Genomic DNA, 23,998 nt, shown 5'->3' with positions numbered 1-23,998 from the left:
CACTGCGACAACAGGATGTTAGCTAATCGGTATTCGGATTCGAACAGATTGACGAGATTCTGAAGGGCGCTGACAGCCGGGGACGAGCGAATGTGTATGAAAAAGCGAGTTCATTGGGGCGATGGGGGGCCGGGACGAGCGAATGTGTATGAAAAAGCGAGTACATGGGGGCGCTGGAAGCCCGGGACGAGCGAATGTGTATGAAAAATCGAGTTCATTGGGGCGCTGGAAGCCCAGGACGAGCGAATGTGTATGAAAAAGCGAGTTCATTGGGGCGCTGACAGCCGGGGACGAGCGAATGTGTATGAAAAAGCGAGTTCATTGGGGCGATGGGGAGCCGTGACGAGCGTATGTGTATGAAAAAGCGAGTTCATTGGGGGGCGGGCGGGCCGGGACGAGCGAAAGTGTATGAAAAATCGAGTTCATTGGGACGCTGGGGGGCCGGGACGAGCAAATGTGTATGAAAAAGCGAGTACTTGATAAGTAATAACAACCGGTAAGCCCTTACTCTTGGGCTTGCCGGTTGTCGTAATAAGTTCAAAATCCCGAAATTACGAATCGCTAATTGCTGCCAGAGAAGCTGGCGCGCATTACCGCTTGAGCTGCACAATCGCGTGAATATGCAGCTTCGGCACGGTGAAAGCGACGCCGTCATCCGTGCGACGCAGCGGCAGCTCCAGCCCTTCCGGCTGCAGAACCGCCTGCTTGATCGAGCTGTCGCGTACCGTAACGCCAATGTCGTGCATCGGAGTAATCGTTTCGATCGGCGCATAAAACGCCGTGCTTTTCTCTCCGACCTGCACGCTTTGGTACTGGATAAGATGCAGGAACCGGTCGTCGCCGCGTTCCATCAGGTTCGCCTCGACATGTGCCGGAGCTTCCACCGTAAACGGCTTCTGCGTATCGTACGCGTTAAGCAGATTGCCCACGATGCGGCGCACCCAGAAGTGGTTCGAATGCCAATACGACCGGAATACCGGCGCGGCGATGTAAAGCGCGGTTCCTTCTCCGTAACGGTTAACCGTAATCGCCGGATAATCGCTTTCAAGCCCTGCCGGCGGCAGCGGATGGCGGAACGCGCGGTTGCGAGCCGGCACGGTGAGCGGCCACTGGATACGGCTGCGCGTTTCGGCCGTCGTCGGCGCAACCTTGAGGAACGGCTCCTCGACCAGTTGCGGGATGCGGGCAATACCTTGCCACAGCTCCTCGTCTTCGGTCATATACGCAAACGGATACGGAGTCCGCTCCCGATACTCCACGCCGAAGACGTCGGCAAGACCGAAGCGCAGGAAGCCGGCCTTCGACAGACCCGATGCACCGCTGCCAGGCACTGCGCTGCCTCGAACAGACACCTCGCTTGCCGAAGCGGCCTCGATTGGCGCGGCCGCTGTCAATGCGGCGCCTGTTGTCGACTGGGCAACAGGCGTTCGGCCCAAGGTGGCCGCGCCTTCCGCCAGCAGCAAGCCGCCGCGCGCGACGAACCGGCGAATGCGCTCCTGCGCCGCCTCATCCAGCTCCACCGTCTCCGGCAGCACGACAACCTTATAGCCGTCCAGCTCCGGGAAGGCGCTATTGCAGTAGATGTCGAACTGGTGATGTCCCTCCAGCAGCATTTTGGCCGCGCCGAACGTGGAGGCGTCATCCTTGTCGTGATACCAGTTTGTCGTATTGGTGCCGATCAAAGCAATGTGCGCCACGCTTCGCGCTCTCAGACAATACGCTTCGCGCTGCTCGACGAATTCGAACGCTTCGCCGATGACGTCGTAAACGCCCTGTTGCAGCGTTCCGTCCGGCAGCACCTGGTCGCCGATATTGACGATGCCTCCGTTCGCCAAAATCGTCGCGAACTCGTATTTGAGCTGCTCCGGCGTCTTGCACGACATAAGGCCCCAGCCTTCCGTAAACCGCACGGTCATGATCTGCACCGGCACGTCCAACGTGCGAACATGGCGGGCGCGGATGGAATGGTTGTAAAACGTGCCCGTCGCCGACGGCTGCGATTCCCACAAACCGTAATCGCTCGTCAGGTTCAGCTCCTCCGGCTCGCCCATTCGCCAAGCGCCGTTGCAGTTGACCAGCACCTCGGGCCGGATCGCCTTTACCAGCTCGCGGATTTCCTGCATCGTGCGGATCGCCGTGCGGCGGCCGAAGTCCCTGACCGTTTCCGGCTCGTCGAGGTACAGCTCCGTCGTCAGCTCTCGCCCCGTCTCCTCGCGGAATTTTTTGCGGCAGTACGCGCAGAAACATGTATGGTTATGCTGGTACGGAATATCGAACAAGTAGCCGTCGAAGACATACTTCTCCGTAATCTCGCGCACCTGCGGAATAACCAGTTCCTCGCGGTACGGACTGTTGAGGCAAGGCAGCTCCCATACCGTCCCTTCCGAGCCGCGAACGTTGCCGTTTTCGTCGATCTGGTACCAGTCGGGATTTTGCGTCACAGCGTAGGCATCCGTGCCCAGCGAATAATAGGCGATAACCTTAAGGTCGTATTTGCGCGCCTCTGCCAGCACTTCCCCGAAGAAGTCACCCTTAAGCCCGTTATGCTTATGTCCGTATTCATTATCGTAAAAGGCGTTGCCGAAGTGGCATTTCGTAAATACCCCGATTACATTGGCCCGGGCGCGCACGAAAGTTTGCACAAATTGTTCGGCATCGAACTTCGCGATCGCGCCGACCGGAAATTCCGGCATATGAAAGTCCACATGCACCTGCCTTGTGTAATCCCAGAACCAGCTGTCCCCGTCTCTTGTCATTGTTGTCATTGCTCCGGCTCCTCTCCTGTTGATGAACGTCTCCCTACAGCCCCAGCCGTACCGCCTGTTCGGGCGGCGCGCCCAGCTCCGCGAGCTTTTCGCGCAGCGCCCCTCGCATGACGGCGAGCTTGTCCGGATGAATCGCCGCCCGGTTTACCGTTTCGCCCGGATCCTCCGACAGACAGGTCAGCCATGTCGGCTCCGGCCATGAGGCCGTAACTACGGCCCTGCGGCCTTCTTCGACGGGACCGAGCTCGTATTCGATAAATTTGGCGGCATGATGGCTGTACCAGTACAATGGTTTGTTGCTTGCTACAGGCGTCTGATGAAGCATCCATCGCCCGTCCGTCAGCGATACGCTGCGTCCGTACATGCCGGTGATCGCGTAAGAGCGCGTCGGCGCATCCGGCGACATGACGGCCGGTACAAGATCGACGCCATGTATCCCCTCCGGACACGGGATTCCAAGCACGCCAAGCACCGTCGGGTAGATGTCGACAAGCTGCGCGAGCTGCTCGCGCCGTTCGCCCTTCGGACCCTCGGGATGCGCGATCACAAACGGCAGCCGGCTGCATGAAGCAAAATGATGCGTCTGCAGCTTGCCGATGCGGCCGCGGTCCCCGTTGTAAGTGCCATGATCGGTCGTGAAGATCAGCACGGTGGACTCCCACAGCCCGTGCTCGTCCATCTTGTCCAGCAGATGTCCGAGCCACTTGTCGGTCAAGACAACCTGCGCCGCATACCTCGCCTGCACATGTCTCAACTGATCGGGCGTCATATGCCGCTCCCATTCGTCGTACGGCACCATCGAGTTCCAACGTTCCACATCATAGCCGCGCGGGTCGAACATCTTCAGCAAATCTTCCGGCGGATCCCAAGGTTCGTGGGGATCGAAGCAATCGATGTGCAAATAAAACGGATCATGCGTATGGTTGCCGTCCAGCCATTCGGCCGCGCTGCGGAATACGCGCTCCGCAAACGGAGCGCGCTCCTCCGGTGGAAGCGCCGCGAGGTTGCGGAAATGCCGCTCGACCTTATGCGTATCCCCATCCGGCACCTCGAACTCGACGGGATCGGTCTTCCAGGCGTCGGCTTCGTGTCCTCTTACAAACTCGAAGCCGCTGTAGCCCATATGATAGTTGCCGGCGCCCCGCTCCCACAGATGGAAGTGGTCGGTCACAAGGTAGCTGACCGGCCGTCCTTCGCGAAGCTGCTGCGCCAGCGACTGGTTGGACGAGCCCGAGATAACGCGCGGCAGATCCGCGTCATCGTCCTCGAGCGGTCCCCAGCCGCGCTCAAGAAACTCATAGCGCCCCGTATAGATGTCGCGGCGAGCCGGCATGCAAGGCGTAGAGCCTGCCCATGCCTGGTCGAACACGACGCCGCGCTCCGCCAGCCTGTCCATATTGGGTGTCGGCACGACCCAATCGGGCTGCTGCGCATGCGTCACGCCGGATAACGGAAGGCCCCTGTGATAGGGGCCGCAATGATCCCGCCGCAGCGTGTCGCAGACGATGACGATGCAGTTCATCGGCCGCGAAGCGCTTACGCTCGCCTTATTTGGAACCGTAGCCATTGTCCTTGTTCCAGCTGTTCTGCGTGGCTGCCGCTGCCATGTCCGTCGTAAGCGTATTGTTCATTTCCGTCGTAAATTTCTCCAGATCGATCGAACCTTCCAGATACAGCTGGCCGATTCTCACGAGATCCTCATTGAGCTTCTTGTCGATATGGGCCGCGTAGAAGTTGACGAGGATACGGTCGCCGACGAATTCGAAGCCTTTGAGATTGTCCGGCAGCTTAGCGCCCGACAGCGTCGTCGTCAGGTACAGCTTGTTGCCAAGAATCGACGCGACATCCGGCGAGGTCAAATATTTCAGTACGTCGACAACGACGTCCAGCTTTTCGCCCGTCACCGTCTTAGGCACCGTATACACGCCGTCCGGGTAGCCGCCGAGCTCGTAGTAGCGCTCCGAAGCGTCCGGATGTTCGGCCTTCGTCAAGTAAGGAAGCGCGAACGTGCCGTATTCGAAATTGCGGCCGCTGAAATCCTGAATCGATTTGAGCTCGAAGTTGCCCGCCATCATCATCGCCACGTCGCCGCGCAGGAACATCTGCTTCGCCGTGTCGCCGTTGACGCCGTTGTAGCCTTTGGCCCAATACTGCGACCAGTCCTTGATGATCGGGAATACCCCGTTCCACTCCGGGCTCGTCAGGTCGATCGTCTTTTCAGAGACGGCGCCGACGATCTCGTTGAGTTCCAGCTGCTTGTTGCCGTTATAATCGTACGAAGCCACCTTATCGGCCGCGATCTGGTTCGTCAAAATATTCGTCGCCCACAACAAGTGGTTGTCGCCCGGCTTCGAATTGGCGAAGGCGAACGGAGTAACGCCAGCGTCTTTCAGCGTTTTCTGCACGTTCAGAAATTCGGTCCATGTTTTCGGAACTTCCAGATTATATTTGTTGAACAGATCCTGGTTGTAGAACACGCGGATCGCCAATGTCTGCAGCGAAATGCCCGCCAGTCTTCCGTCTACGGGGTTTTTCATCTCATTGAATACGGTTGGCGCAAAAGTATCCTTCCACACCTTATCCTCGTTGTACGGGTTCGGCTCGTCGTAGCGCGCCGTCAAGTCGGTCAGCAGATCCTTGTTCAGATCCTCATGCGTCCACGTATAACGGCTTGGGAAAATATCGGGCGCCGTGCCGCCAATCAGCGCGGTTGTCATCCATGTGCGCGCGGCGTCGCCGTCATTCGGCGTGTACTCGATTTTAAACGTGACATTCGGATGTTGACTGGTATAACCGTCGAGAATTTCCTTCCAGACCGTCTTCGTCTGCTCTTCCTTCGGCGTCTCCATCGCGAATCGCAGCTCGACTGGCGCTTTGTCTTGACCCGGCTCGGCGCCGTTTGAATCCGGTTTGTTGTTTCCGTTGCTGCTGCAGCCGGCAATGACGACCGACAACGATAAAGCTGTTACGAGTAACGATTTGAACCAACGATTGCTTTTGCTCATGTGCTTAACACCCCTAGTTTATATTCCTAACCTTTGACCGCGCCGGACGTAATGCCGGAGATAAAAGGTTTGGTAGCGAGAAAGAAAAATGCGAGCAAAGGCAGCGACGAGATAACGTATCCCGCCAGCTTGACGCTGATGCCTTGGTCAAGAGTACCGGTAACCGTCGACAGCGCGAGGATGACCGGTTTTACCGAATCACCGGTTGTGGCAACCAGCGGCCAGATATAGTTGTTCCATCCCGCCAGGAAATTCAGAATCGCGACAGTCGCGATTACGGGCAGAGACAACGGCATCACGATGCTTGCGTAGATGCGCCATTCGCTGGCGCCTTCCGTATCGGCTGCGTCGAGCAGGCTTTTCGGAATGCCTTCGAAGAACGCCCTCATGAGGAACGTCGCCATCGAAGCGCCGAACGCCATCGGCGGGAAAATCTGGCCTTGATACGTGTTGAGCATGTCCAGCTTCTGCACCAGCATAAACTGCGGAATAAGGAGCAGGAAGCCGGGAATCATCATCAGCGACAAAATAAGCAGGAACAAGGCGTTTTTGCCGGGATAATCGAAACGAACGAACGAATAGGCGGCCAGGGACGAGATTATGATTACCCCGACCACGATACAGGACGAGATAAACACCGTGTTCCAGATAAATGGCGCGATCTGGCGGAACGCCGACGCGTAATTGTCTCCGTGCAACGGGAACGACGGCGTCCAGAACTCCAATATCATTTGGTCAAAATGTTTGAACGAGCTAATGAGCAGCATATAAAACGGGAATAGTGTAAGAACGAGCAGGAAAACGAGTCCCGCGTACACTCCCCACGACGTCTTGCGGTCCGTCATGACGGCGATTCCTCCTTCTGTGCGGATATGGCGCGGTTTGGCGCGCGTGGCATGAGCCTGTTTCACCCAGCTGCGATCGCACGGTCAATCGATTTTGTCCGTGTCGCGGATAAACCGCTGGTTCACCCAGGTCAGCAGCAGCACGGCCGCAAACAACGTCACTCCGATAGCGGAAGCATAACCGAGCCGGCTGTAAGAAAATCCTTGGATGTATAAGTACAGCGCCGGCGTCATCGTCGACGTGCCGGGACCGCCGTTCGTCAGGACGAGAACATTTTCGAAGCTTTGAATTTGATTAATCAGCGTAAGCACGAGAATCAGCTTGATCTGGCTGCGTACAAGCGGCAGCTCGATATGTTTGAACCGTTGCCAGGCGTTCATGCCGTCCAGCTTTGCGACCTCGAACAGTTCCCCCGAGATGGCCATCAGACCGGCAAGATAGAGCAGAAAATTGATGCCTCCGATCCAAGGGAAATTTACGAAGACAATCGACGTAAATGCCGTTTTGCTCTCTCCAAGCCAGGCATGCGTCCATGATTCCAGGCCAACGACTTTAAGAAATTCGTTTAGTACGCCGTATTCGCCCGCAAATATCCACTGCCATGTCAAAAACACGATGATAGAAGGTATAACGAGCGGCACGACAAACCAAACTTTGAAAAACTGCTGCAGCTTCCGGTTCGTTACATGAAAAACCAGCACGGCCGCAATTAGCGGCACGATCAGTTGAATGATGACCGCCGCGAACGTAAAACCCGCGACGTTGCCTAGCGAATCCAGAAACGTAGCGTCCCGGACCAACTCTTTGAAATTGGCCAAACCTACGTAAGACTTGACGTTTGCCCCGTTCCAATCGTACATCGACATGCGCAAAGCGTCGAAAAACGGGATGAATTTAAAGGATGCCAGTACGGCAAACACGGGAATCAAAAACAAGTATCCCTTCCAATTGCGGCGCAAACGCGCCAATGAAGCGCTCATGATGCGTATCCCCCCTCCTGTCGGCTTCACGCCGATCTCTTATCCATTCCCTTGCGGCGATGTTCTCAGTATAAAGAAAGCGGTTCATTTTCATAAGGGCGCATTCTTTGACAATAGGAGGGTCGTTTTTTGGCGTATCTTGCAATCGGTGCCGCAAGCGGTATACTTGTGGACAAAGGAGGGAGCTTGCTATGAACGTGCTTATTGTAGACGATCAGCGGCTGTCGCGCTCCCGGCTGATTCAGCTGGTGGACTGGCAGGGGCTTGGGATCAAGCTGGCCGGCGAAGCGGCGAACGGGCAAGAGGCGCTTGAAAAAATCGGCGACACGGATGCCGATCTCATCTTGACGGACGTGCGGATGCCGATCATGAACGGCTTGCTGCTCATCGAAAAAGCTCGCGAGCAATACGGCGACGATATCGGCTTTATTGTAACAAGCGGCTACGACGAGTTCGAATACGTGCGGCAATCGCTGCGTTTGACGGTAGCCGATTATCTGCTTAAACCGGTCGACGGCGGTGAGCTGAATGCGGTGTTGTCGCGAATCATCGAGGCCCGCAAGGAACAAACGGCACGGCAGGAGTCCCAGCTGCGTCACCGGCAGGAACAATGGTTGTATTATGTCGTGGAGGGCGTGTTCGAAGGAGACCCGGCGTTAATGGAAGCGGAGGCAGCCGATGCCGGCTTTGCCGAAGCGGGGCGGGCGTACGCCGTCGCGGCGCTTGAGCCGGATGCGGGTCTTGGCGCCGATGTCCTGGCCGGCGCGCTGCCTGCCGAGGCGGTGCGGATCGTCATCCGCACTCGCGGCGTATGGCTGGCGGCGATAGCGCTGCCTGCGGAGAAGGCGGACGATGCCGGCTCGCGTTGCCGCGCAGCCGGTTTAACGATATCGAGCTTCGAAGACAAGCTGGCCGAGTGGCCTCGATTGATTGGCGAGACAATCGGTCGGACGGCAGGAGACGGCGTTAGCCGATCGACAGGCGGGCGGACGGATGGGCAGATGGATGGGCAAACCGATGGCGTAGTTGCTTTAACGGGAGGCGGGACGCCGGCCAACCGGGGGACGGAGGCGGATTCAAGCGGCGGCTACGGCGGAATTGGAGCGGTGCGCCCGGACGCCGGGATGCCGGATATCCGGCAAGCGATGCTGGAGATGAAAGCTTATATCGACGGACACTTCCGAGAGTCGCTTACTCTCACGGAATTGGCTAAGCGGCTGTATATTAGTCCCGGCTACTTCTGTTCGCTATTCCGACAGGCTACAGGGGTGAACTATTTGGAATACATTGCCTCCTTGCGCATGGATTTCGCTAAGCGGCTGCTGACCGAGGATCCTAGCCGGCGCATCAACGAAGTGGCGGAGCTCTGCGGCTATCAGGATCTGAAGTACTTCCGCAAGCTGTTCAAGCGCCATCACGGCATGACGCCTATGAAGCTCAAGGAGGAAGCCCAAGGAGGAGGCCCGGCATGATCCGCCGCTCGATGCATAAGCTGAGAAGCAGCATAAGAGCCAAGCTGCTTCTCACTCTCGTATTAATCGCGGCTTTGCCGCTGACCGCGATCGGGGTCATTCTGTACAGCTCCACCGTTCGCTCTTCTGAGGAACAGACGATTCGCAATCGGCAGCAGGAAATGCGCATGCTTGGCGTACAGCTGGCCGCTTTCGTCGAAAGGATCGAACGTTATACCCGCGCCATCTATACGGGCGAAGTGCAAACTTTGCTGAACGGGGGACCGCCAGAGGATCTCGTCCGATACAAACGATGGGAGAGCGAGCTGTTCCAGCGATTCGACGAGTGGTACGGATATATGAACATCCAAACGCCGGTGAACAACGTCGTCTGGGTTTCGGCCGACGGGCGCATCGTATCCAAGGAACGCAACATCGAACCCTACAACTCCTGGATCAAGCAGCCCTGGTTCGACAACGTGATGGCCCAAGGCGGACAAGCGGTCGTGGCGGGTCCCTTTCGCCGTCTCGAGCCCTACGGCCAACCGGATCGATTGCCGTACGCGGTCGTCATCGGCCGCAAAATCAACAATACGCTATCCACGGCTCCGCTAGGCGCCGTGCTGGTCGAGCTCAATCTGAGCACGATCGCCGCGCTGATGGCCGAGACCGACACTTCCAACGTGCTTGTGCTGGACAATGCAAATCGAATCGTTTACAGCAGCGACTTGGACGAGATCGGGTCGAATTGGCTGTTGTCCACCGACTGGGACAATCTCTCCGGCAAGCGGATCCACTGGAAAGGGGAGGAAATGTTCGTCAATCAGACGTGGTTGTCCGGCATCGGCTGGCGAGCCGTCAGCCTCGACCCGGTCAAGAAGCTGCACACCTATGCCGATTCGTTCCGCAACACGACGATTCAGGTCGGGCTTGTCGCGCTGGCGTTCGCCGTATTGCTGGCGGTGCTCGTAGCCAGACGCGTATCCCATCCCCTGCGCGAACTCAAGGAGCGGATGAAGCAGCTCCAGTCGGGCCAATTTCCGCCTGCCGTGGAAGTGCACAGCACCGACGAAGTCGGGCAGCTCGCTCACGGCTTTAACCGGATGAACGAGCGGATCGAGAATCTGATCAAGGACGTCTACCACTCCGAGCTGATGCGCAAGCAAGCGCAGCTTCAGGCGCTTCATTCGCAAATCAACCCGCATTTTCTGTACAACACGCTGGATGCGATGAGCGCGCTCGCCATCATCGAGCGCGTCCCCGTGCTGTCGCAAATGTCGGTTATGCTGGCCGATATGTTCCGCTACAGCATCTCCTCCGGCGAGTCGCTGGTGTCGCTGCGGGACGAGATCGAGCAGGTGCGCCGTTACTTCGAGATCAACCAGATCCGATACGATTACCGCTTCCATCTGCATATCTCCGTACCGGATTCGCTGATGGCGACTCCTATCCCCAAGCTGACGCTGCAGCCGCTCGCGGAGAACGCGATCTACCACGGTCTGGAGCTTCGCCCGGATGACAATGGTTTCCTCGCGGTAACGGCTTATGTCGCCGACGAATTTATCCGAATCGAAGTATTCGACAACGGCATCGGCATGTCCCCGGAGACGCTGGAGGCGCTGCGCGCGAAGCTGGCGATGGCCGCCAAACACCCGGACGCCGAACATATCGGACTCGCCAACGTGCAGCAGCGCCTGCAGCTTCATTACGGCACGACCCACGACATCGAGGTGGAGTCGAAGGAAGGCGCCGGCACCAATATCGTGCTGAAGCTTCCGCTTCCGAATGAGTGACGTTCCAGGAAGGTCCGCTTATAAATACGGAACAGGGCTGTCCAAAAGCCAATTGCGACTTTGACGCCCGGCTTCGGGTTACAGCTCACAAAGTCGCTCCGTGCGGCTCTGTAACCCGATTTTCTCGGGCTACAGTATCCAAAGTTACTTCGCTACGCCTTGTAACCCGATTTTCTCGGGTTACAGCATCCAAAGTTACTCCGATGCGCCTTTTAACCCGACTTTTTCGGGTTACAGCTCACATAGTCGCTCCGTGCGGCTCTGTAACCCGACTTTTTCGGGTTACAGTATACAAAGTTACTCCGATGCGCCTTTTAACCCGACTTTTTCGGGTTACAGCATCCAAAGTTACTCCGATGCGCCTTTTAACCCGACTTTTTCGGGTTACAACTCACAAAGTTACTCCGCTACGACTTGTAACCCGACTTTTTCGGGTTACAGCTCACAAAGTCGCTCCGTGCGGCTCTGCAACCCAACTTTTTTGGGTTACAGCTCACACAAACGGCAAAACGGGCTTGTGAGTTACTAAGGGGTTGTCCCAACAGTCATCTAGCAAGACTGTTAGGACAACCCCTTTCGTTTCCGCGCAATCACGATGACTCCTCATGAAGTAGTCGTGCTGCTAATTTGACTCGTCCAGCGGCGGTATCTTAACATCGCCGCCTGCCCTACTCGTTCTGTTGTGTTCTGCTATGTTCTGCTCTTTCTGCTCTTTCTGCTCGTTCTGCTCGTTCAGCTCTGCTCTGTTCTGCTCGTTCAGTTCTTTTCTGCTCTGTCTTGTTCTTTCCTCCAGGCCCGTTTAACCATAGTCCGCTAGCTCTTCGCGTTCCAATCGAAGCCGATCCGATGCTCGCCTACGCGGGTGCCGGATCCGTTGACGATTTCCACCGGACATAGGCGCAGCAGCCGCTCAATCGTCCGCTCATCCTCGTAACCGATCTGCATGAGGATAGAAGCGACGACGAACGGCCACTTGTCCTCGCTGCCGTCCATCACTTTAAAGGCGAAGCCGATCCCCTGCTCTTTCAACGCGAAGCAGTAAATGCCTTTGGCCCCGCCCTTGGCTACAATGTTGGAATCTTCCAGCAGCGCCGGACAGATTAGATCGCTGCCCGACACCCACAACGGACGCGCATGCATGGCTGCCGTAAGATCCGCCGCGGCGGCGGACAGCTTTCCGTCGCCGATCGTCTCCGGACGCGCCAGCCGCAGAAACGCCCGCGCCATATGATAGATCGGCATGCCGAACACCGGCAAGCCGCAGCCGTCGACGCCGATCGCGATATCCTCCGCGTCGATGCCGGACAACACTGACAGGAGGCCGATAATCTCCTGCTGGAGAGGATGCGCTGGCTGCTCGTACCCTTGCTCTGGATAACCCGCGGCTCGGCACACGGCGAGCATGCCGAGATGTTTGCCGGAGCAGTTATGGTACAGACGCCGCGCGGGCGCTTCTCGCTTCAGCAGCTCAACCCGGCTCGGCCCGTGCAGCGGGTAGGCCGTGCTGCACGCCAGTTGCCTCTCTTCCACGCTGATCTTCGCCATCAACGATTCGAGCGTCTCGACATGGAACGGCTGCGATCGGTGCGAAGCCGTCAGAATCGCCTGCTCGTCCTCCGTGAGCTTCAACTGCCGGTGCAGCCCTCTTGCAAAGAAGGGCAGCGCCTGAAACGGCTTGGCAGCCGACCGCATGTAAGTTACATGACGAGGATTGCCGATCTCCCTTACGATTGCGCCATTTAAGTCGACCGCAACAAGATGGCCGACATATTCGCACTCGACCAGCGGCCCCCTATGCTCTTCCACGAGCAGTCCTGCTTTCTCCGTCATTGCCCCTCGACCTCCTCGTTGATGTCTGTCATTCGTTCTGTCCGCCGCGAAGAAGACGCGCGCATGCTTCCACCCGCTCGGGATCGATCGGCGAATCCTCTCTGCCGCCAACCCTTGCTCCGGTCCCGAAATGAACCTCGTTTACGCCCTCGGCATCCTCCAGGAACGCTTCGAGCTTCTCCACCGTCAAACCTTTGGCCGCGATTAGCTTCAGCGGCGTAGCCGCCTGCAGCTCGCGGAGTTTATGTCGCGCGTGCCATGCGCCGTCGGCGTGGCCGCCTGACGTCAACACGCGGTCGACGGACGGGATCCGCTCCAGCTCGCGCAGCGCTTCTGCGATGTCCCGCGCTTCATCGATCGCCCGGTGGTAGGTCACCGGCAACATCGGCGCCCCCGCGCATAGTCTCTCCACAGCGGCAACGTCGACTTGCCCGTCCGGCGTCAGCACGCCAAACACCAGCCCCGCCGCGCCTGACTCGCGGATCATGCGTATATCCGCCGCCATCGTCTCCAGCTCGTCCGATGTATAGACGAAGCTTCTGCTATGCGGCCGCACCATCACGCGCACGGGGATGCGCACGGCTTGTACGGTCCGCACGATCGTGCCGTAGCTGGGAGTCAAGCCGCCTTCCGACATGGCTGCGATCAACTCGATGCGATCGGCCCCTGCCCGTTCGGCCGCCAGCGCTTCAACAGGCGAGGTCGCTATGATTTCCAATTTTCGCAGCATGATTGATTCACCCTCAATTTAACTTTCGTCGAATTTCGATCCTTGTAGCAGGGCTTCTGCCGCTATTCGCGGCAATTCCGCTCTCCTTACCATAGCGAATGCATATACCGTTTGCCAAGGGGACGTTTTGTTCTGGTGGAGGGGCATTTTTTGGAGCCTGCCGCAATCACTGCAGAACTATTGGAGCGCCAGAATGATGGAGTTAGCATTAACGAATTGGATGATGGACTCCTTCGGGCCGGCGCCGCTCACAAAAAATCGTCAAAGTTGTCCGGTGTCACCCCTTGGGCCGCGATGCGCTACTGCGCTTCGGCGATCTCCCATGATTGTGCCCCTTCTTATAGGAGCGAAGGATCCAACCAACCATTGTCTTGTATCAGCCCTTTCACCCGCTTGATCGTATCCGCCTTTCGGAACGTGCCGCCCCGCTTCATCAGGAAGAGCCATCTCAGGATGCCAAGCGCCTCGAACGCCTCCAGCTCCTCCCGTTCCATCGGGTTCTCTTCCAGATAAGCGGAACGGAACAGGGCCGCGTTCCTCTCGGACAGATAGATACGCATGAGAACAAGCGACCAGGCAAAGTCGTACCGGGCATCTCCCCGCTGGACGTTCGTCCAATCAATGACGGTTAGCCGCTCTCCGTTCTCCACGATGTTGTTGAGATGATAGTCGCCATGGATGATGGCGTCTCTCCTAAGTCCCGCCTGAGGCAGGATCGCGTGCAAGGCTTGGTCGATAGGCTCGTATTGATCGGCTTCGGCGAAAAAGTAGCTTTTAAACTCGTAGCTCGGCAAGAAAGAATCGATCTCCGTTCCGATGCCGATGCGATGGATGGCCGATAGAAGCTTGGCGAGCTCCGTTACTTTCTTCGGATTCGCCTTGCGGATGCTCGTCCCGTCGAAAGTCGTGAGCAAGACGGGGTTGCAGTCGGCATCCTTGCCCCAGCCGAGCGGACGGGAAACGGCAATGCCTCTCTCCGCGAGAATTTGCAACAAATGGTACTGGACATCGACGCGCGGCTTCGATTGTTTGTTCCACACCTTCCATACGAAGCTGGCATTGGCGGAACGCAGCTCCTTCACTTCGGCTTCGAAGCCCTGCGCCATTTCATGAAAGGTCACGCTCTCTCCCTGATGGATGAGCTCCTCGATTTCCTCGTTTCGTGCTGCCCATTGCACGGTTGCCAGGGGGTTCCCCACTCTACATCGTCCTTTCATGGTGAATACGGGCCGGCATCTCCTTCATGTTCCGTCCTGGCCTCGTTGCGATTCGTCCCTACAGCAATTCGAGATCGGGGGACTTATCCCCTTCCGGGGAGCCCCAAGAATTGTGCCTAAAGCCGGAGAGAGACCGACTGATTCCCGCGCGGCATATTGAAGTTGCAGACAGCCGAGCCCTCGCCAATGCCAAAAAAAACCGTAGGTACCGGATCACCCGGTATCTACGGCCCTTCCCTTTGACTGCGATTAGATGCTTCGCTTCGCTCCCGATACGTTGCCGCCCCCCATCCGTCCCCGCAAGGCAAGGGAAGCCGCGAGCAGCGCGATAACGGCGCAGATCAGATACATCGAGGAGTACGACGCAAGATCCGCCACCGGTCCCATGACGATGCCGCCGAGCGATATGCCGAGATCCGCCGTCGCGATGAACAGCCCGATCAGCACGTTGCGCTCCGTCTTCGGCAGCACGAAGCTCAAGTAGGTCGTCAGCGTCGGGTACAGCAGCGCCTGAGCGGTTCCCATCAACACGGCGCCGGCGTAGAACAGCGCCGGCCCTCCGGCAGCCGCCAGCCCGACGGCAACCGAAGCGGCGACAAGCATGAGCATCGTCCCTCCGACGAAGCGGCTGCTCCATTTGCCGTCCGACGGGATGCGGGACCGGAGCAGGAACCGGGCCGCTACGACAACGGCCGCCTGAATGCCCAGATAGACGGCGGCGCTGCCTCCGTTGATCTGGGGGGCGTACAACGGCACGAACGCCGTCACCGCTCCGAATACGAGCGAAGCGGTCAGCATGAGCGTCCCGCAGCGCCGAAGATGGGGATTGCGGACCAACTGCCCCATGGCTTGCCGCATCAGGATGGCCGGATTGCCCGCGGGAGCGGCTTCGCCTTCGCCCTTTTCATCTGGAACTCTATGAATGCTTGCCGTGAACCCCACCACGCCGGTCAAAATCGCAATGGCGACCATCGACAGCGTAAATGCGTGCATCTCCCCCGTCCGCCACATGCCGATGGCAAGCAGCGGGCCGAATATGCCCGGCATATAAGAGCATAAGGAATATATGGAGATGCCTTGCGAACGATCCTCGTCAGGCATCGCGTCGATGATGCCGAGCTGCAGCGCCATGGAGAAGAAGGCGGTGCATACTCCTTGCAGCACGCGAGCGAACAGGTAACCGCCGAGACCCGTGAACGAGTAGACAAGCAACGCCAGTCCGTTGACGATCAGAATGATCCGCAGCACCCGGATGGGACCGTAACGCTGGATGACTTGTCCCGCCCATGGACGGAAGACCATCGTCGTCAGCAAGTAAGCGCCCATGATGATGCCGATCGTCGTATTCGTCGCCCCCAGCGCCTCCCCTTGGAGGGGGATGATGACGTTCAGGATGGAATTGGCGCTGAAGTAGAGCAGCGTAAGCATATAGAGCCGAATAAACGGCCAAGACAACGCACCTTTCACCGACACGTTCTCCTTTCTGATCAAGCTTGGGCAACCCGGGGCGACGCCGTTGTTCTTTATACAATTACCTTCCGGAGCAATGCCTTGGCATAATCCGTCTTCACGTGCCGCAGCTGCGACGTCTCGACGGTTTCCTCGATTTCGCCGTTTCGCACGATCATGATCCGGTCGCATAGATAAGCAGCCGCCATAATGTCGTGCGTGATGAAGATATACCCCATGCCGTAAGTTTCTTTCAGCCCCTTCAGCAGCTCCAGCACTTGCATCTGGACGGAGCCGTCCAAGGAGCTTATGGCTTCGTCCAGCAGCATGCATTGCGGGTTCGACGACACGGCCCGGGCGATGCAGACCCGCTGCGCCTCTCCCCCGGACAGCTCGTGCGGAAATTTGTCCAGATACGATTCGTCCAGTCCCACCTGGCGCAGCAGCTCCGCGAGCTTCCTCGCGTCCCCTGGGCCGCCGACGAGCTTCAAGGGCTCCAGCAGCGCTTGGCGCACCGTGTAGAAGGGATGGATCGACGAAGTATAGTCCTGGAAGACGGCGCTGATCGTTCCTCGTCTCGCGCGACGGTCCGTGATGGAACGTCCTCCCCACGTCACGCGCCCTTCATCCGGCTTCTCGATGCCGAGCAGCAGCCGGCCGAGCGTCGACTTGCCGCTGCCGCTCTCCCCGATGATGCCGAGGGACTCGCCCTTGTTCCATTCCATATGGATCCGTCGCAGCACTTGCCGACGATCTCCGCCAAGCCAGCCGTTCCCGCGGTACGACTTGCTCACGCCCTCAACCTTCAGCAATGCGCGTCCCCCCCATCAGTTGCAAATAACGGCTCCGGAGCGCTTCCTTGGACGAAACCAAATAACGGGTATAGGGATGGCTCGCCCCGCCGAAGATCGCGTCGGTTCCCCCTTGCTCCACGATGACCCCGTCCTTCATGACCAGCACTTCGTCCGCGATTCGGCGCACCACGCCCAGATCATGCGACACGAATACGATGGCGCTGCCGATTCGTCCCCGCAGCGCCACGAACTGCTCGACCACTTCGTATTGCGTGACGGCATCCAGCGCCGTCGTCGGTTCGTCCGCGATAATGACGTCGGGCTCCAATACGATGGCAAGCGAGATCATGGTCCGCTGCAGCATGCCGCCGGACAATTCGTGCGGGTATCGCCCCATTACGGCGGATGGATCCGACAGTCCTACGCTCATCATGGCGGCAGACAGGCTGGCGACCATCTCGCTACGGCTCCAGTCGCCATGCAAGGACAACGCCTCCAGCAGATAAGCTCCGACGGGACGCGACGGATCGAACGCGCGCATGCCGTTCTGCATGATCATGCACATCCGTTTGCCCCTGTAGGGGCGCATCTCCTTATCGGACAGCCCCGTCAGATCGACGCCGTTCAACGCAACGCGTCCGGTCTGACGGATACCGGGGCGATTAAGCCGCATGAGCGCTTTGCAGGTCAGCGACTTGCCGCTGCCGCTCTCGCCGACGATAGCCAAGCACTCCCCTTGCGACAGCCGGAACGAGCTGTCCGGCACCAGCACCGCGCCGCTCCCCCCGTCCCATATTCGCAAATGTTCCACTTCGAGCAAGCTCATCAGTTTCAGGCCGCCTCCTTCTTGCGCAAGCCGCGCATCATTCCGCCGGCAAAGACGGAAGTTCTCTTGCCGGAAACGGCAAGCTTGGGATCCAGCGCCTTCTGCAGCGCGTCTGACAGGAAGTTGACGGCGGACACGACCGCAATGATGGCCAGCCCCGGCGCGAGCATGAGCTCCGGACGCGTGAACATGACCGACCGCGCTTCGTTCATCATCATGCCCCATTCCGCATGCGGCGCCTCGATGCCGAGCCCCAGGAAGGAGAGGCCGGAAATTTGCAGGATCATGGAGCCGAAAGCGCTGCTCGCGATGACCGCGATTTCCGGCAAAGCCGCCGGCGCGATATGGCGTCTCATGATGCCGAAATGTCCCATTCCCAACACTTTGGCGAATTTCACGTAGTCGGCGTCGGCGTATTGCATCACCGCGGTCCGAATGACCCGCGCGAACCACGCCCATTTCATGACGACGAACGCCAGCAATATATTCGCGAGCCCCGCCCCCAGCATGCCCACGATGGCAAGCGTCATCACGTAGCCGGGGAACGACAGCATGACGTCGCAGACGCGCATTAGGATGGCGTCAATCCGGCCGCGGAAATAACCCGCGACAAAGCCGAGCGCGGCTCCGAAGCACGCGGCCGCTCCAAGCGCGGCCAGCACCCAGAGCACGCTGGGGCGTATGCCGTAGATCAGGCGCGACAGAATGCAGCGTCCCAGATGGTCGTTGCCCAGCCAATAGCTCCAGGATGCTCCCGCGAACCGGAGCTCCATGTTGGCTTCGTTCGGCGGATGCGGGGCAAGGAGCGGGGCGAAGAGCCCGATCAGCAGCGTCGCCGCGACCACGGCGAGACTCGCGGCCGCCAGCTTATCCTTCAACAATCGCTTCAGCAGCTTCATCTAGAGCTCCTTCCTAAGCCGGGGATTCATGGCCGCGTTGAGCACGTCCGATCCCGTATTGAACAGAACGAACGCGACCGCGAGCACGAGAACGTAGGCTTGAATGATGGGAAAGTCCCGGCCCAGAATGGAGGTGACGGTCAGCGTGCCGAGACCCGGCCAGGCGAATATATTTTCCACGACGACCGTGCTGCCCAGTATGATCGGTATGGCGAGACCGAAGACGGACACGGCCACCTGCAGCGAATTGCGAAGCACGTGCATGGTAAGCCTCCTCTCCGGAATGCCGCAGGCTCTTCCGTACAGGACGTAATCCTCGTTCAAATTGCTCAGCATGGAGCTTCGAACGACCCGGAAGTAGATGCCGGCGTAGCCGATCACGATGACCGCCACCGGAAGCACGTAGCTGTTCGCCGAATCCATTCCGCTCGTCGGAAGCAAGTCCAGCTTCACGGCGAAATACCAGACCATGAGCGCCGCCAGCCAATAGGCCGGCATGGAGGTGAGCAGGAAGGAGACGCCCCTGACCGAAAGGTCCAGCCATCTCCCCTCCCTCAAGGCGCACAAGACGCCCAGAACGATGGAAAGCGCGATGATGAACAGCGAAGAGACGATCGTCAGCTTCAGCGTGTTCATCAAGGCAGGACCTAGCAGGGACCATACCGGCTTGCCCGTTATGTAAGAATCCCCGAAGTCCAACTGAAGGCTGGCGAGCAGCCAATCCCAGTACCTTGCAAGCAGCGGACGGTCCATGCCGAGCTCCGTCCTCGTGGCCGCGATCAGCTCTTCGGTGATCGACGGCACTCCTTGCGCATGCAGCACGACTTCGGCGGGATCCATGGGCGAGAGCCCGTTCAATATAAACGTCAAAAACGAGATGACGACCAGGAGAGGCGCAAGAACGCCTACCCGCTTCAACACGTACAGACCCACGTCTTTTCCTCCCTTCCTCCCTTTCACGTCTAACCGCAACCTTGCGGTACAGACCGCAGCCTATTGGAAGCTCATTCGTTCAAACGGCAGTTCGAATTGCGTTTGCTTGAAGGAGATGCCCGCCAGATCCGAAAGCGCCACGATCGTCACGCTGCCGTTCGTAAGCGGGATGAACACGGCTTCCTCGTGCACGATCGTCAAAATATCCTTGTACAGGCCTTTCCTGGTTTCTTCGTCCGTGGACACCATGACCTGCTCGATCTTCGCGTACAGTTCCTCCGCACGAGGGATGCCGCTCGTCGTGTGGAGATAAGCGTTGTCCGACGCGAACGCCGTAATCGTGCTTTGCGGATCGTAAGCAAGCCCCCACGTCTGGTTGAATAACAGATCGTAATCGCCCGACGATCTCCGGCCCGCGATCGCGGAGGATTCCTCGCCGACAAGGTCCAGCTTCATGCCGATCTTGAGCACTTCGCTCTGCAGCAGCTCCGCCTGCGTCTTCTGCGACGACGAGTTCACGTCGTAGTACAGCTTCATGGTCAGCTGTCGTCCGTCCTTCGACCGGATTTCGGCGCCGCTCGCCGTCGTCCAGCCGGCTTCCTCCAGCAGCTTCGCGGCCGCTTCGGGATCGTACTCTCTCTTCTCCAATCCGACATCCGCATAGTTGACGTTGGACGAGAACAAGGCGTCGGCCGGCGTTTCCGTGCCGCCGAAGATGGTTCGGCTGATCGTCTCCCGGTCGATCGACTGCCAGATGGCTTCTCTGACGGCCTTCTCGCTGACGGGGCTTGCGGTCTGGCTGCTGTTGGCGACGATCATCTTCGTATTCATGGGCTCGCTGCGGACGATTCGGTAATCGCCCGTATCCGCCAGTCGCTGCATGGCGTCCACATCGATGCTGTCCGTTCCCCGGTCGTCCGTGAACACGAAGTTCACCTCGCCCTTCTGAAGCGCCAGCAGCGTCGTCTCCCCCGCAGGCAGCACCTTGGCCGTAAGCTTCTTCACGGCAGGCGCTCCGCCCCAATAGTCTTCGTTCGCCTCGAAGCTGGCGTATTGCTCCGTCACGTGCTCTTCAAGCCTGTAAGGGCCCGTTCCGTGATAACCCGTCACGCCGTCCTTCGTTTCCCCGTTCAGGAAGTCCTTGGGGGAGATGAATACGTAGGGCCGGGTCATGGACAATTCCAGCAGCGTCGGATAATACGTTTCCGTCAGCGTCAGCTTGACGGTGAATTCGTCCACAGCGCTTACCTCGGCCAGCTTCGTGGACAGCTTGATCCAGGCGTGCTTGCTTCCGTTCCGTTGCACCGCGTCGATGTTTTGTTTCACGGCTTCGGCGTTGAACGGCTCCCCGTCATGAAACTTCACGTCCTTGCGCAGATGGAACGTATAGCTCTTGCCGTCCTCCGAGATGTCCCAGGATTCCGCCAAGAGCGGCTTGATGCCCTCCGGCGTGTTCTCGACGAGCGATTCGTAGATGATCCCCTGCGCCGGCATGGATCCCGGGTACAAATGCGGATTCATGTCGTTGATGTCCTTGGCCGTCGCGTATACCAGCTCGCGAACCTCCGCCTCTGTGCCGGCGCTCCCGCCGTTCCCTTTGTTCCCGCTGCATCCCGCCAGCATCGCGATCGCCAGAACGAATGCAAGCAGCACGACAATCTTGTTTCTTCCCATATGTAGAACGCCTCTCCCCACAAAAAGTAATGATTGCGATTATTCAACCTCTTCCGCCTCTTATCGCGTTTCCCTGTGAATCGTATATTCTGGACTTCTTGATCCCCGGGATTTGGCCTTTATAGGCCAGCTCCCGGAACACGATACGCGACACCTTGAATTTGCTTAAGTAACCATGCGGTCTTCCCCGTCGCTTGCCGTTTTTGCTCCTTGACGACCTTCGATTTTTTGGCCATTCTCTTCATCTCCTTTTATTTAATCGTAATCATTACATTTTATTAATAGTAATTAATACGATTTAAATTGTCAACCTATGAGAATGAAAAAAAGGCGAGCGCATCATGGCGCTCACCCATTTCCAGCTATATTTCTTTGCCCCCGAGACGTTATTCGCTTCGTCGCTTTATGATCTGACGTTTCCAGCCAAGATCGGCACACGTCCGCCACCCAATCAGGCCGAGACTTGGCCGCATCGTTTAACCAATTGGCCACCGAATCCTGAACGTACTTCGACGGGTCGGATTTTAACGGTTCCAGCAGCGGAAGCCCCTTCTCGGGATGTTCCTTTAATTCCGTTAAATGACGGGACCAAACTCCTCGCGGGCGGGTTGCTTCAACGGCAAAACGTCTAACATTGGCATCCTCTGCCTGAACCCACTCACTCAACCTGTGAATAGCTTGATTCAACTGCTCCGATACGGATTGACGGACGGCCATCCACGCGATTTCACGTACACCAAAGTGACCATCCGCAGCAAAACGACGCATCTGATTTAGCTTATGTTCCAGATCGGATTGGCCTAATCCAACGATGAAAGCTGCCCAACAGCGAACACTGTCGGAACGGTGTGTAGCCAATTTTTCGAAATGCAACGAGTCCCCATCGGTTTGCAGACCGATGGTTGCAAGCCACTTGTTTGCGATAGCAGGTATTACTTTCATAGTCGATTGCCCGTTTACCCTCTCCAGCTCCGACAGCAGCGATTGGGTGTGTTGATCCAAGCCTAACTCGAGCAGAATCCGTTCGAGCAATTGAAAATGATCAACTGCAAGCCATTCCGTCAAGTTAACCGTTTCGATGCACCCGCTATTTAATAGATGGAGGACTTCCGGTTGAATTTCACTGGCCCTAACAGGTCCTGTCCGATTCTTGACCTCGCTTGGTATGGAGAAAACTTGATCTGTATTCATTTTCATTTCATTCCACTCCGGTATACTTTGGCTTGTAATTTTGGGGATTCATCCATTTTTCTTTGCTCTTTCATCATAGGGACAAATGCATAAAATAGATGTAATGTAGATTACAAAATCCACAGCATCCGAAATTAATTCCGCTCCGGGGCAAGCAGATCATGCCTGATCGCTACCGTGCGGAATCCTGTACGGATTGCGCCAAGTTCCGCAAGCTCCTTGAGCGCTACAGAGACAGCTTCTCGCGAAGCCCCCACCAGGCTGGAAATTTCCTGATGGGACAGATTCATCTTTATCCGGCTGTAACCGTCGTCTACGGTCTGAACTCCAAGGCGTTTGGACAAATCAACCAAGATGTAAATAATCCTGTCGTGCAAATTCCCGAGTGCCAGATTCTGCGCGAGACTGCTCAAATGGGATAAACGATCGCTCATTGCCTTTATCATATTCAACATAAAATGCGGATGGCTAATCAGGTAGCTTTCAAATCGATCTTGATTCATCACGCAGATATCGCTTTCTTCAACAGCCTCGATAAACAGATCTTTTGTACCTAAGGAAATATCCTTCATATCCCCAAAAATATTTCCCTCGCCCAAAATATCCAAAGTGAAAGGTTTCCCCTCCCCATTGATGCGATACAACCGCACCTTCCCCCTCTTAACAAAATACAGCGACTCCGTGTTGGAGTCCGGCGTTTGGATCAAAGCCTGCTTCGGAAAGGTAGTAATGATCGTGAGCTTGTCCATCTCAATTAAGTCCTCCCTGGAAAGGGAATTCATCAAATTAAATTGGGACAAAAATTGAATCCGATCCATACTAGTACGGCTGTTCAACATCACTCAGAGGCCTCCTCCAGCACGACGCCCGCTTCTTTGCAAGCGCGGAGCAGCCCCTCATCGGGAAGGCGATTCGTTATAATTCGATGCGCACCGGACAGGGGAGCGAATGAAATCAGAACCTTCGCGCCAAACTTGGTATGATCCAGCACAATATTCGTTTCCGTCGATTGGCGGATGGCGATCTGCTTGACTTCCGCTTCATTGATATTGGAGTTGCTAAAGCCATGTTCGTCGTTAAGGCCTGTCGCGCCCAGAAAGATTCGGTCGAACGCCATGCCCGACATGTTTTGCGCTGCGATCGGGCCAACGAGAGAGCTCGTAGCCTCGACCAGCATGCCTCCGGTCATCAGCACGGGAATTTGTTTGCCGGACAGCTCGGCCGCCACATTCAACGCGTTCGTAACGACCGTTATATTCATGCCTGGCGTCAAATATTTAGCCACCTGCAATGTTGTCGTCCCGCCATCGATAAAAATCGAATCCCCCGGCCGAATCAAACTTGCGGCATGACGGCCGATCCGAATCTTCTCTTCCGTCAGAATGCCCGCCCTCTCTTGCAGAGCGATATCCTTGCCCACAAAAATGACTCCTCCGAAGGTCCGCTTGACCGCGCCGGTCTCCTCCAGCTTCTCGAGGTCGCGGCGGATTGTCATCTCCGTCACCTGGTAGGTTTGCTTCAGCGCCGCAATACGAAGCTCACCCTCCCGGGAAATATGTTCCAGCATTTGCTGCTGTCTCGCATTCAAGGTTTGGTATATGTTCTGCCTCATTCG

General features: G+C 57.4%; 19 protein-coding genes and 1 pseudogene. 2 read left to right on the top strand and 18 right to left on the bottom strand.

Annotation, left to right across the window (positions count from 1 at the left end; translation table 11 throughout):
* Nucleotides 1–590: 590 nt before the first annotated feature.
* The 5 genes from B1748_RS00520 to B1748_RS00500 form a co-directional block, all read right to left on the bottom strand.
* Nucleotides 591–2,765 (bottom strand): alpha-amylase family protein, encoded by a 2,175-nt coding sequence (locus tag B1748_RS00520; RefSeq protein WP_087565907.1) that lies wholly within the window; start codon nt 2,763–2,765, stop codon nt 591–593.
* Between the two features lie 34 nt (nt 2,766–2,799).
* Nucleotides 2,800–4,332, bottom strand: coding sequence for a sulfatase (locus tag B1748_RS00515; protein WP_087565906.1), 1,533 nt, complete (start codon nt 4,330–4,332; stop codon nt 2,800–2,802).
* Nucleotides 4,313–5,770 carry an ABC transporter substrate-binding protein gene (locus B1748_RS00510; protein WP_087565905.1) on the bottom strand — a complete coding sequence of 486 codons (1,458 nt, stop codon included), beginning with the start codon at nt 5,768–5,770 and terminating at the stop codon, nt 4,313–4,315. Before B1748_RS00510 ends, B1748_RS00515 begins: the two co-directional genes overlap by 20 nt.
* A 26-nt stretch (nt 5,771–5,796) precedes the next feature.
* On the bottom strand, nt 5,797–6,615 hold the full coding sequence (locus tag B1748_RS00505; protein WP_087565904.1) for a carbohydrate ABC transporter permease: 819 nt from the start codon (nt 6,613–6,615) through the stop codon (nt 5,797–5,799).
* Between the two features lie 84 nt (nt 6,616–6,699).
* The gene (locus B1748_RS00500) at nt 6,700–7,596 is read right to left on the bottom strand and encodes a carbohydrate ABC transporter permease (protein ID WP_087565903.1); all 897 of its coding nucleotides are present in this window, start codon (nt 7,594–7,596) and stop codon (nt 6,700–6,702) included.
* Nucleotides 7,597–7,787: 191 nt separating this feature from the next.
* Here B1748_RS00500 and B1748_RS00495 point away from each other — a divergent pair, with 191 nt between their 5' ends.
* Together B1748_RS00495 and B1748_RS00490 are read left to right on the top strand one after the other, a co-directional pair.
* Nucleotides 7,788–9,068 (top strand): response regulator transcription factor, encoded by a 1,281-nt coding sequence (locus B1748_RS00495; protein ID WP_087565902.1) that lies wholly within the window; start codon nt 7,788–7,790, stop codon nt 9,066–9,068.
* Nucleotides 9,065–10,840, top strand: a complete 1,776-nt coding sequence (locus B1748_RS00490) for a sensor histidine kinase (RefSeq protein WP_087565901.1) — start codon at nt 9,065–9,067, stop codon at nt 10,838–10,840. Before B1748_RS00495 ends, B1748_RS00490 begins: the two co-directional genes overlap by 4 nt.
* A gap of 813 nt (nt 10,841–11,653) precedes the next feature.
* Here the strand turns inward: B1748_RS00490 and B1748_RS00485 are convergent.
* The 13 genes and pseudogenes from B1748_RS00485 to B1748_RS00425 all read right to left on the bottom strand — a co-directional run bounded on the left by B1748_RS00485 (nt 11,654) and on the right by B1748_RS00425 (nt 23,995).
* The gene (locus tag B1748_RS00485; RefSeq protein ID WP_087565900.1) at nt 11,654–12,670 is read right to left on the bottom strand and encodes an asparaginase; all 1,017 of its coding nucleotides are present in this window, start codon (nt 12,668–12,670) and stop codon (nt 11,654–11,656) included.
* Between the two features lie 28 nt (nt 12,671–12,698).
* On the bottom strand, nt 12,699–13,400 hold the full coding sequence (locus B1748_RS00480) for a copper homeostasis protein CutC (RefSeq protein ID WP_087565899.1): 702 nt from the start codon (nt 13,398–13,400) through the stop codon (nt 12,699–12,701).
* Between the two features lie 338 nt (nt 13,401–13,738).
* Nucleotides 13,739–14,599, bottom strand: a complete 861-nt coding sequence (locus tag B1748_RS00475; RefSeq protein ID WP_179215292.1) for a phosphotransferase enzyme family protein — start codon at nt 14,597–14,599, stop codon at nt 13,739–13,741.
* A gap of 267 nt (nt 14,600–14,866) precedes the next feature.
* A complete protein-coding gene (gene cntE / locus B1748_RS00470) occupies nt 14,867–16,084 on the bottom strand; it encodes a staphylopine family metallophore export MFS transporter CntE (protein WP_087565897.1) in 1,218 nt (405 codons plus the stop codon).
* Between the two features lie 56 nt (nt 16,085–16,140).
* A complete protein-coding gene (locus B1748_RS00465; protein WP_087565896.1) occupies nt 16,141–16,878 on the bottom strand; it encodes an ABC transporter ATP-binding protein in 738 nt (245 codons plus the stop codon).
* On the bottom strand, nt 16,865–17,686 hold the full coding sequence (cntD, locus tag B1748_RS00460; RefSeq protein WP_087565895.1) for a staphylopine uptake ABC transporter ATP-binding protein CntD: 822 nt from the start codon (nt 17,684–17,686) through the stop codon (nt 16,865–16,867). The genes B1748_RS00465 and cntD overlap by 14 nt, the downstream gene beginning before the upstream one ends.
* Before the next feature lie 5 nt (nt 17,687–17,691).
* Nucleotides 17,692–18,585 carry a staphylopine uptake ABC transporter permease subunit CntC gene (cntC, locus tag B1748_RS00455; RefSeq protein ID WP_087565894.1) on the bottom strand — a complete coding sequence of 298 codons (894 nt, stop codon included), beginning with the start codon at nt 18,583–18,585 and terminating at the stop codon, nt 17,692–17,694.
* Complete coding sequence (opp1B, locus tag B1748_RS00450; RefSeq protein ID WP_087565893.1) at nt 18,586–19,518, bottom strand: nickel/cobalt ABC transporter permease; 933 nt, start codon at nt 19,516–19,518, stop codon at nt 18,586–18,588.
* 60 nt (nt 19,519–19,578) lie between these two features.
* The gene (gene cntA, locus B1748_RS00445; protein WP_087565892.1) at nt 19,579–21,192 is read right to left on the bottom strand and encodes a staphylopine-dependent metal ABC transporter substrate-binding lipoprotein; all 1,614 of its coding nucleotides are present in this window, start codon (nt 21,190–21,192) and stop codon (nt 19,579–19,581) included.
* A 43-nt stretch (nt 21,193–21,235) separates the two neighbouring features.
* Nucleotides 21,236–21,382 (bottom strand): annotated as a pseudogene (locus tag B1748_RS00440) (hypothetical protein); the annotation flags it as partial.
* A gap of 158 nt (nt 21,383–21,540) precedes the next feature.
* A complete protein-coding gene (locus tag B1748_RS00435; protein ID WP_087566135.1) occupies nt 21,541–22,383 on the bottom strand; it encodes a DNA alkylation repair protein in 843 nt (280 codons plus the stop codon).
* A gap of 134 nt (nt 22,384–22,517) precedes the next feature.
* Nucleotides 22,518–23,201 (bottom strand): Crp/Fnr family transcriptional regulator, encoded by a 684-nt coding sequence (locus B1748_RS00430; RefSeq protein WP_087566134.1) that lies wholly within the window; start codon nt 23,199–23,201, stop codon nt 22,518–22,520.
* Nucleotides 23,202–23,221: 20 nt separating this feature from the next.
* Nucleotides 23,222–23,995, bottom strand: coding sequence for a DeoR/GlpR family DNA-binding transcription regulator (locus tag B1748_RS00425; protein WP_087565891.1), 774 nt, complete (start codon nt 23,993–23,995; stop codon nt 23,222–23,224).
* Nucleotides 23,996–23,998: the final 3 nt, after the last annotated feature.

Source organism: Paenibacillus sp. MY03, from assembly GCF_002165585.1.
GTDB classification, from domain to species: domain Bacteria; phylum Bacillota; class Bacilli; order Paenibacillales; family Paenibacillaceae; genus Pristimantibacillus; species Pristimantibacillus agaridevorans.
The sequence above is the reverse complement of the archived record's forward strand: the minus strand, read 5'-3'. Positions and strand labels throughout refer to the sequence as shown.

Coding starts and splice junctions, on each gene's coding strand:
- B1748_RS00520 (WP_087565907.1), bottom strand. CDS start 2,765: ATGACAACAATGACAAGAGACGGGGACAGCTGGTTCTGGGATTACACA.
- B1748_RS00515 (WP_087565906.1), bottom strand. CDS start 4,332: ATGGCTACGGTTCCAAATAAGGCGAGCGTAAGCGCTTCGCGGCCGATG.
- B1748_RS00510 (WP_087565905.1), bottom strand. CDS start 5,770: ATGAGCAAAAGCAATCGTTGGTTCAAATCGTTACTCGTAACAGCTTTA.
- B1748_RS00505 (WP_087565904.1), bottom strand. CDS start 6,615: ATGACGGACCGCAAGACGTCGTGGGGAGTGTACGCGGGACTCGTTTTC.
- B1748_RS00500 (WP_087565903.1), bottom strand. CDS start 7,596: ATGAGCGCTTCATTGGCGCGTTTGCGCCGCAATTGGAAGGGATACTTG.
- B1748_RS00495 (WP_087565902.1), top strand. CDS start 7,788: ATGAACGTGCTTATTGTAGACGATCAGCGGCTGTCGCGCTCCCGGCTG.
- B1748_RS00490 (WP_087565901.1), top strand. CDS start 9,065: ATGATCCGCCGCTCGATGCATAAGCTGAGAAGCAGCATAAGAGCCAAG.
- B1748_RS00485 (WP_087565900.1), bottom strand. CDS start 12,670: ATGACGGAGAAAGCAGGACTGCTCGTGGAAGAGCATAGGGGGCCGCTG.
- B1748_RS00480 (WP_087565899.1), bottom strand. CDS start 13,400: ATGCTGCGAAAATTGGAAATCATAGCGACCTCGCCTGTTGAAGCGCTG.
- cntD (WP_087565895.1), bottom strand. CDS start 17,686: ATGAGCTTGCTCGAAGTGGAACATTTGCGAATATGGGACGGGGGGAGC.
- cntC (WP_087565894.1), bottom strand. CDS start 18,585: ATGAAGCTGCTGAAGCGATTGTTGAAGGATAAGCTGGCGGCCGCGAGT.
- cntA (WP_087565892.1), bottom strand. CDS start 21,192: ATGGGAAGAAACAAGATTGTCGTGCTGCTTGCATTCGTTCTGGCGATC.
- B1748_RS00435 (WP_087566135.1), bottom strand. CDS start 22,383: ATGAATACAGATCAAGTTTTCTCCATACCAAGCGAGGTCAAGAATCGG.
- B1748_RS00430 (WP_087566134.1), bottom strand. CDS start 23,201: ATGGATCGGATTCAATTTTTGTCCCAATTTAATTTGATGAATTCCCTT.
- B1748_RS00425 (WP_087565891.1), bottom strand. CDS start 23,995: ATGAGGCAGAACATATACCAAACCTTGAATGCGAGACAGCAGCAAATG.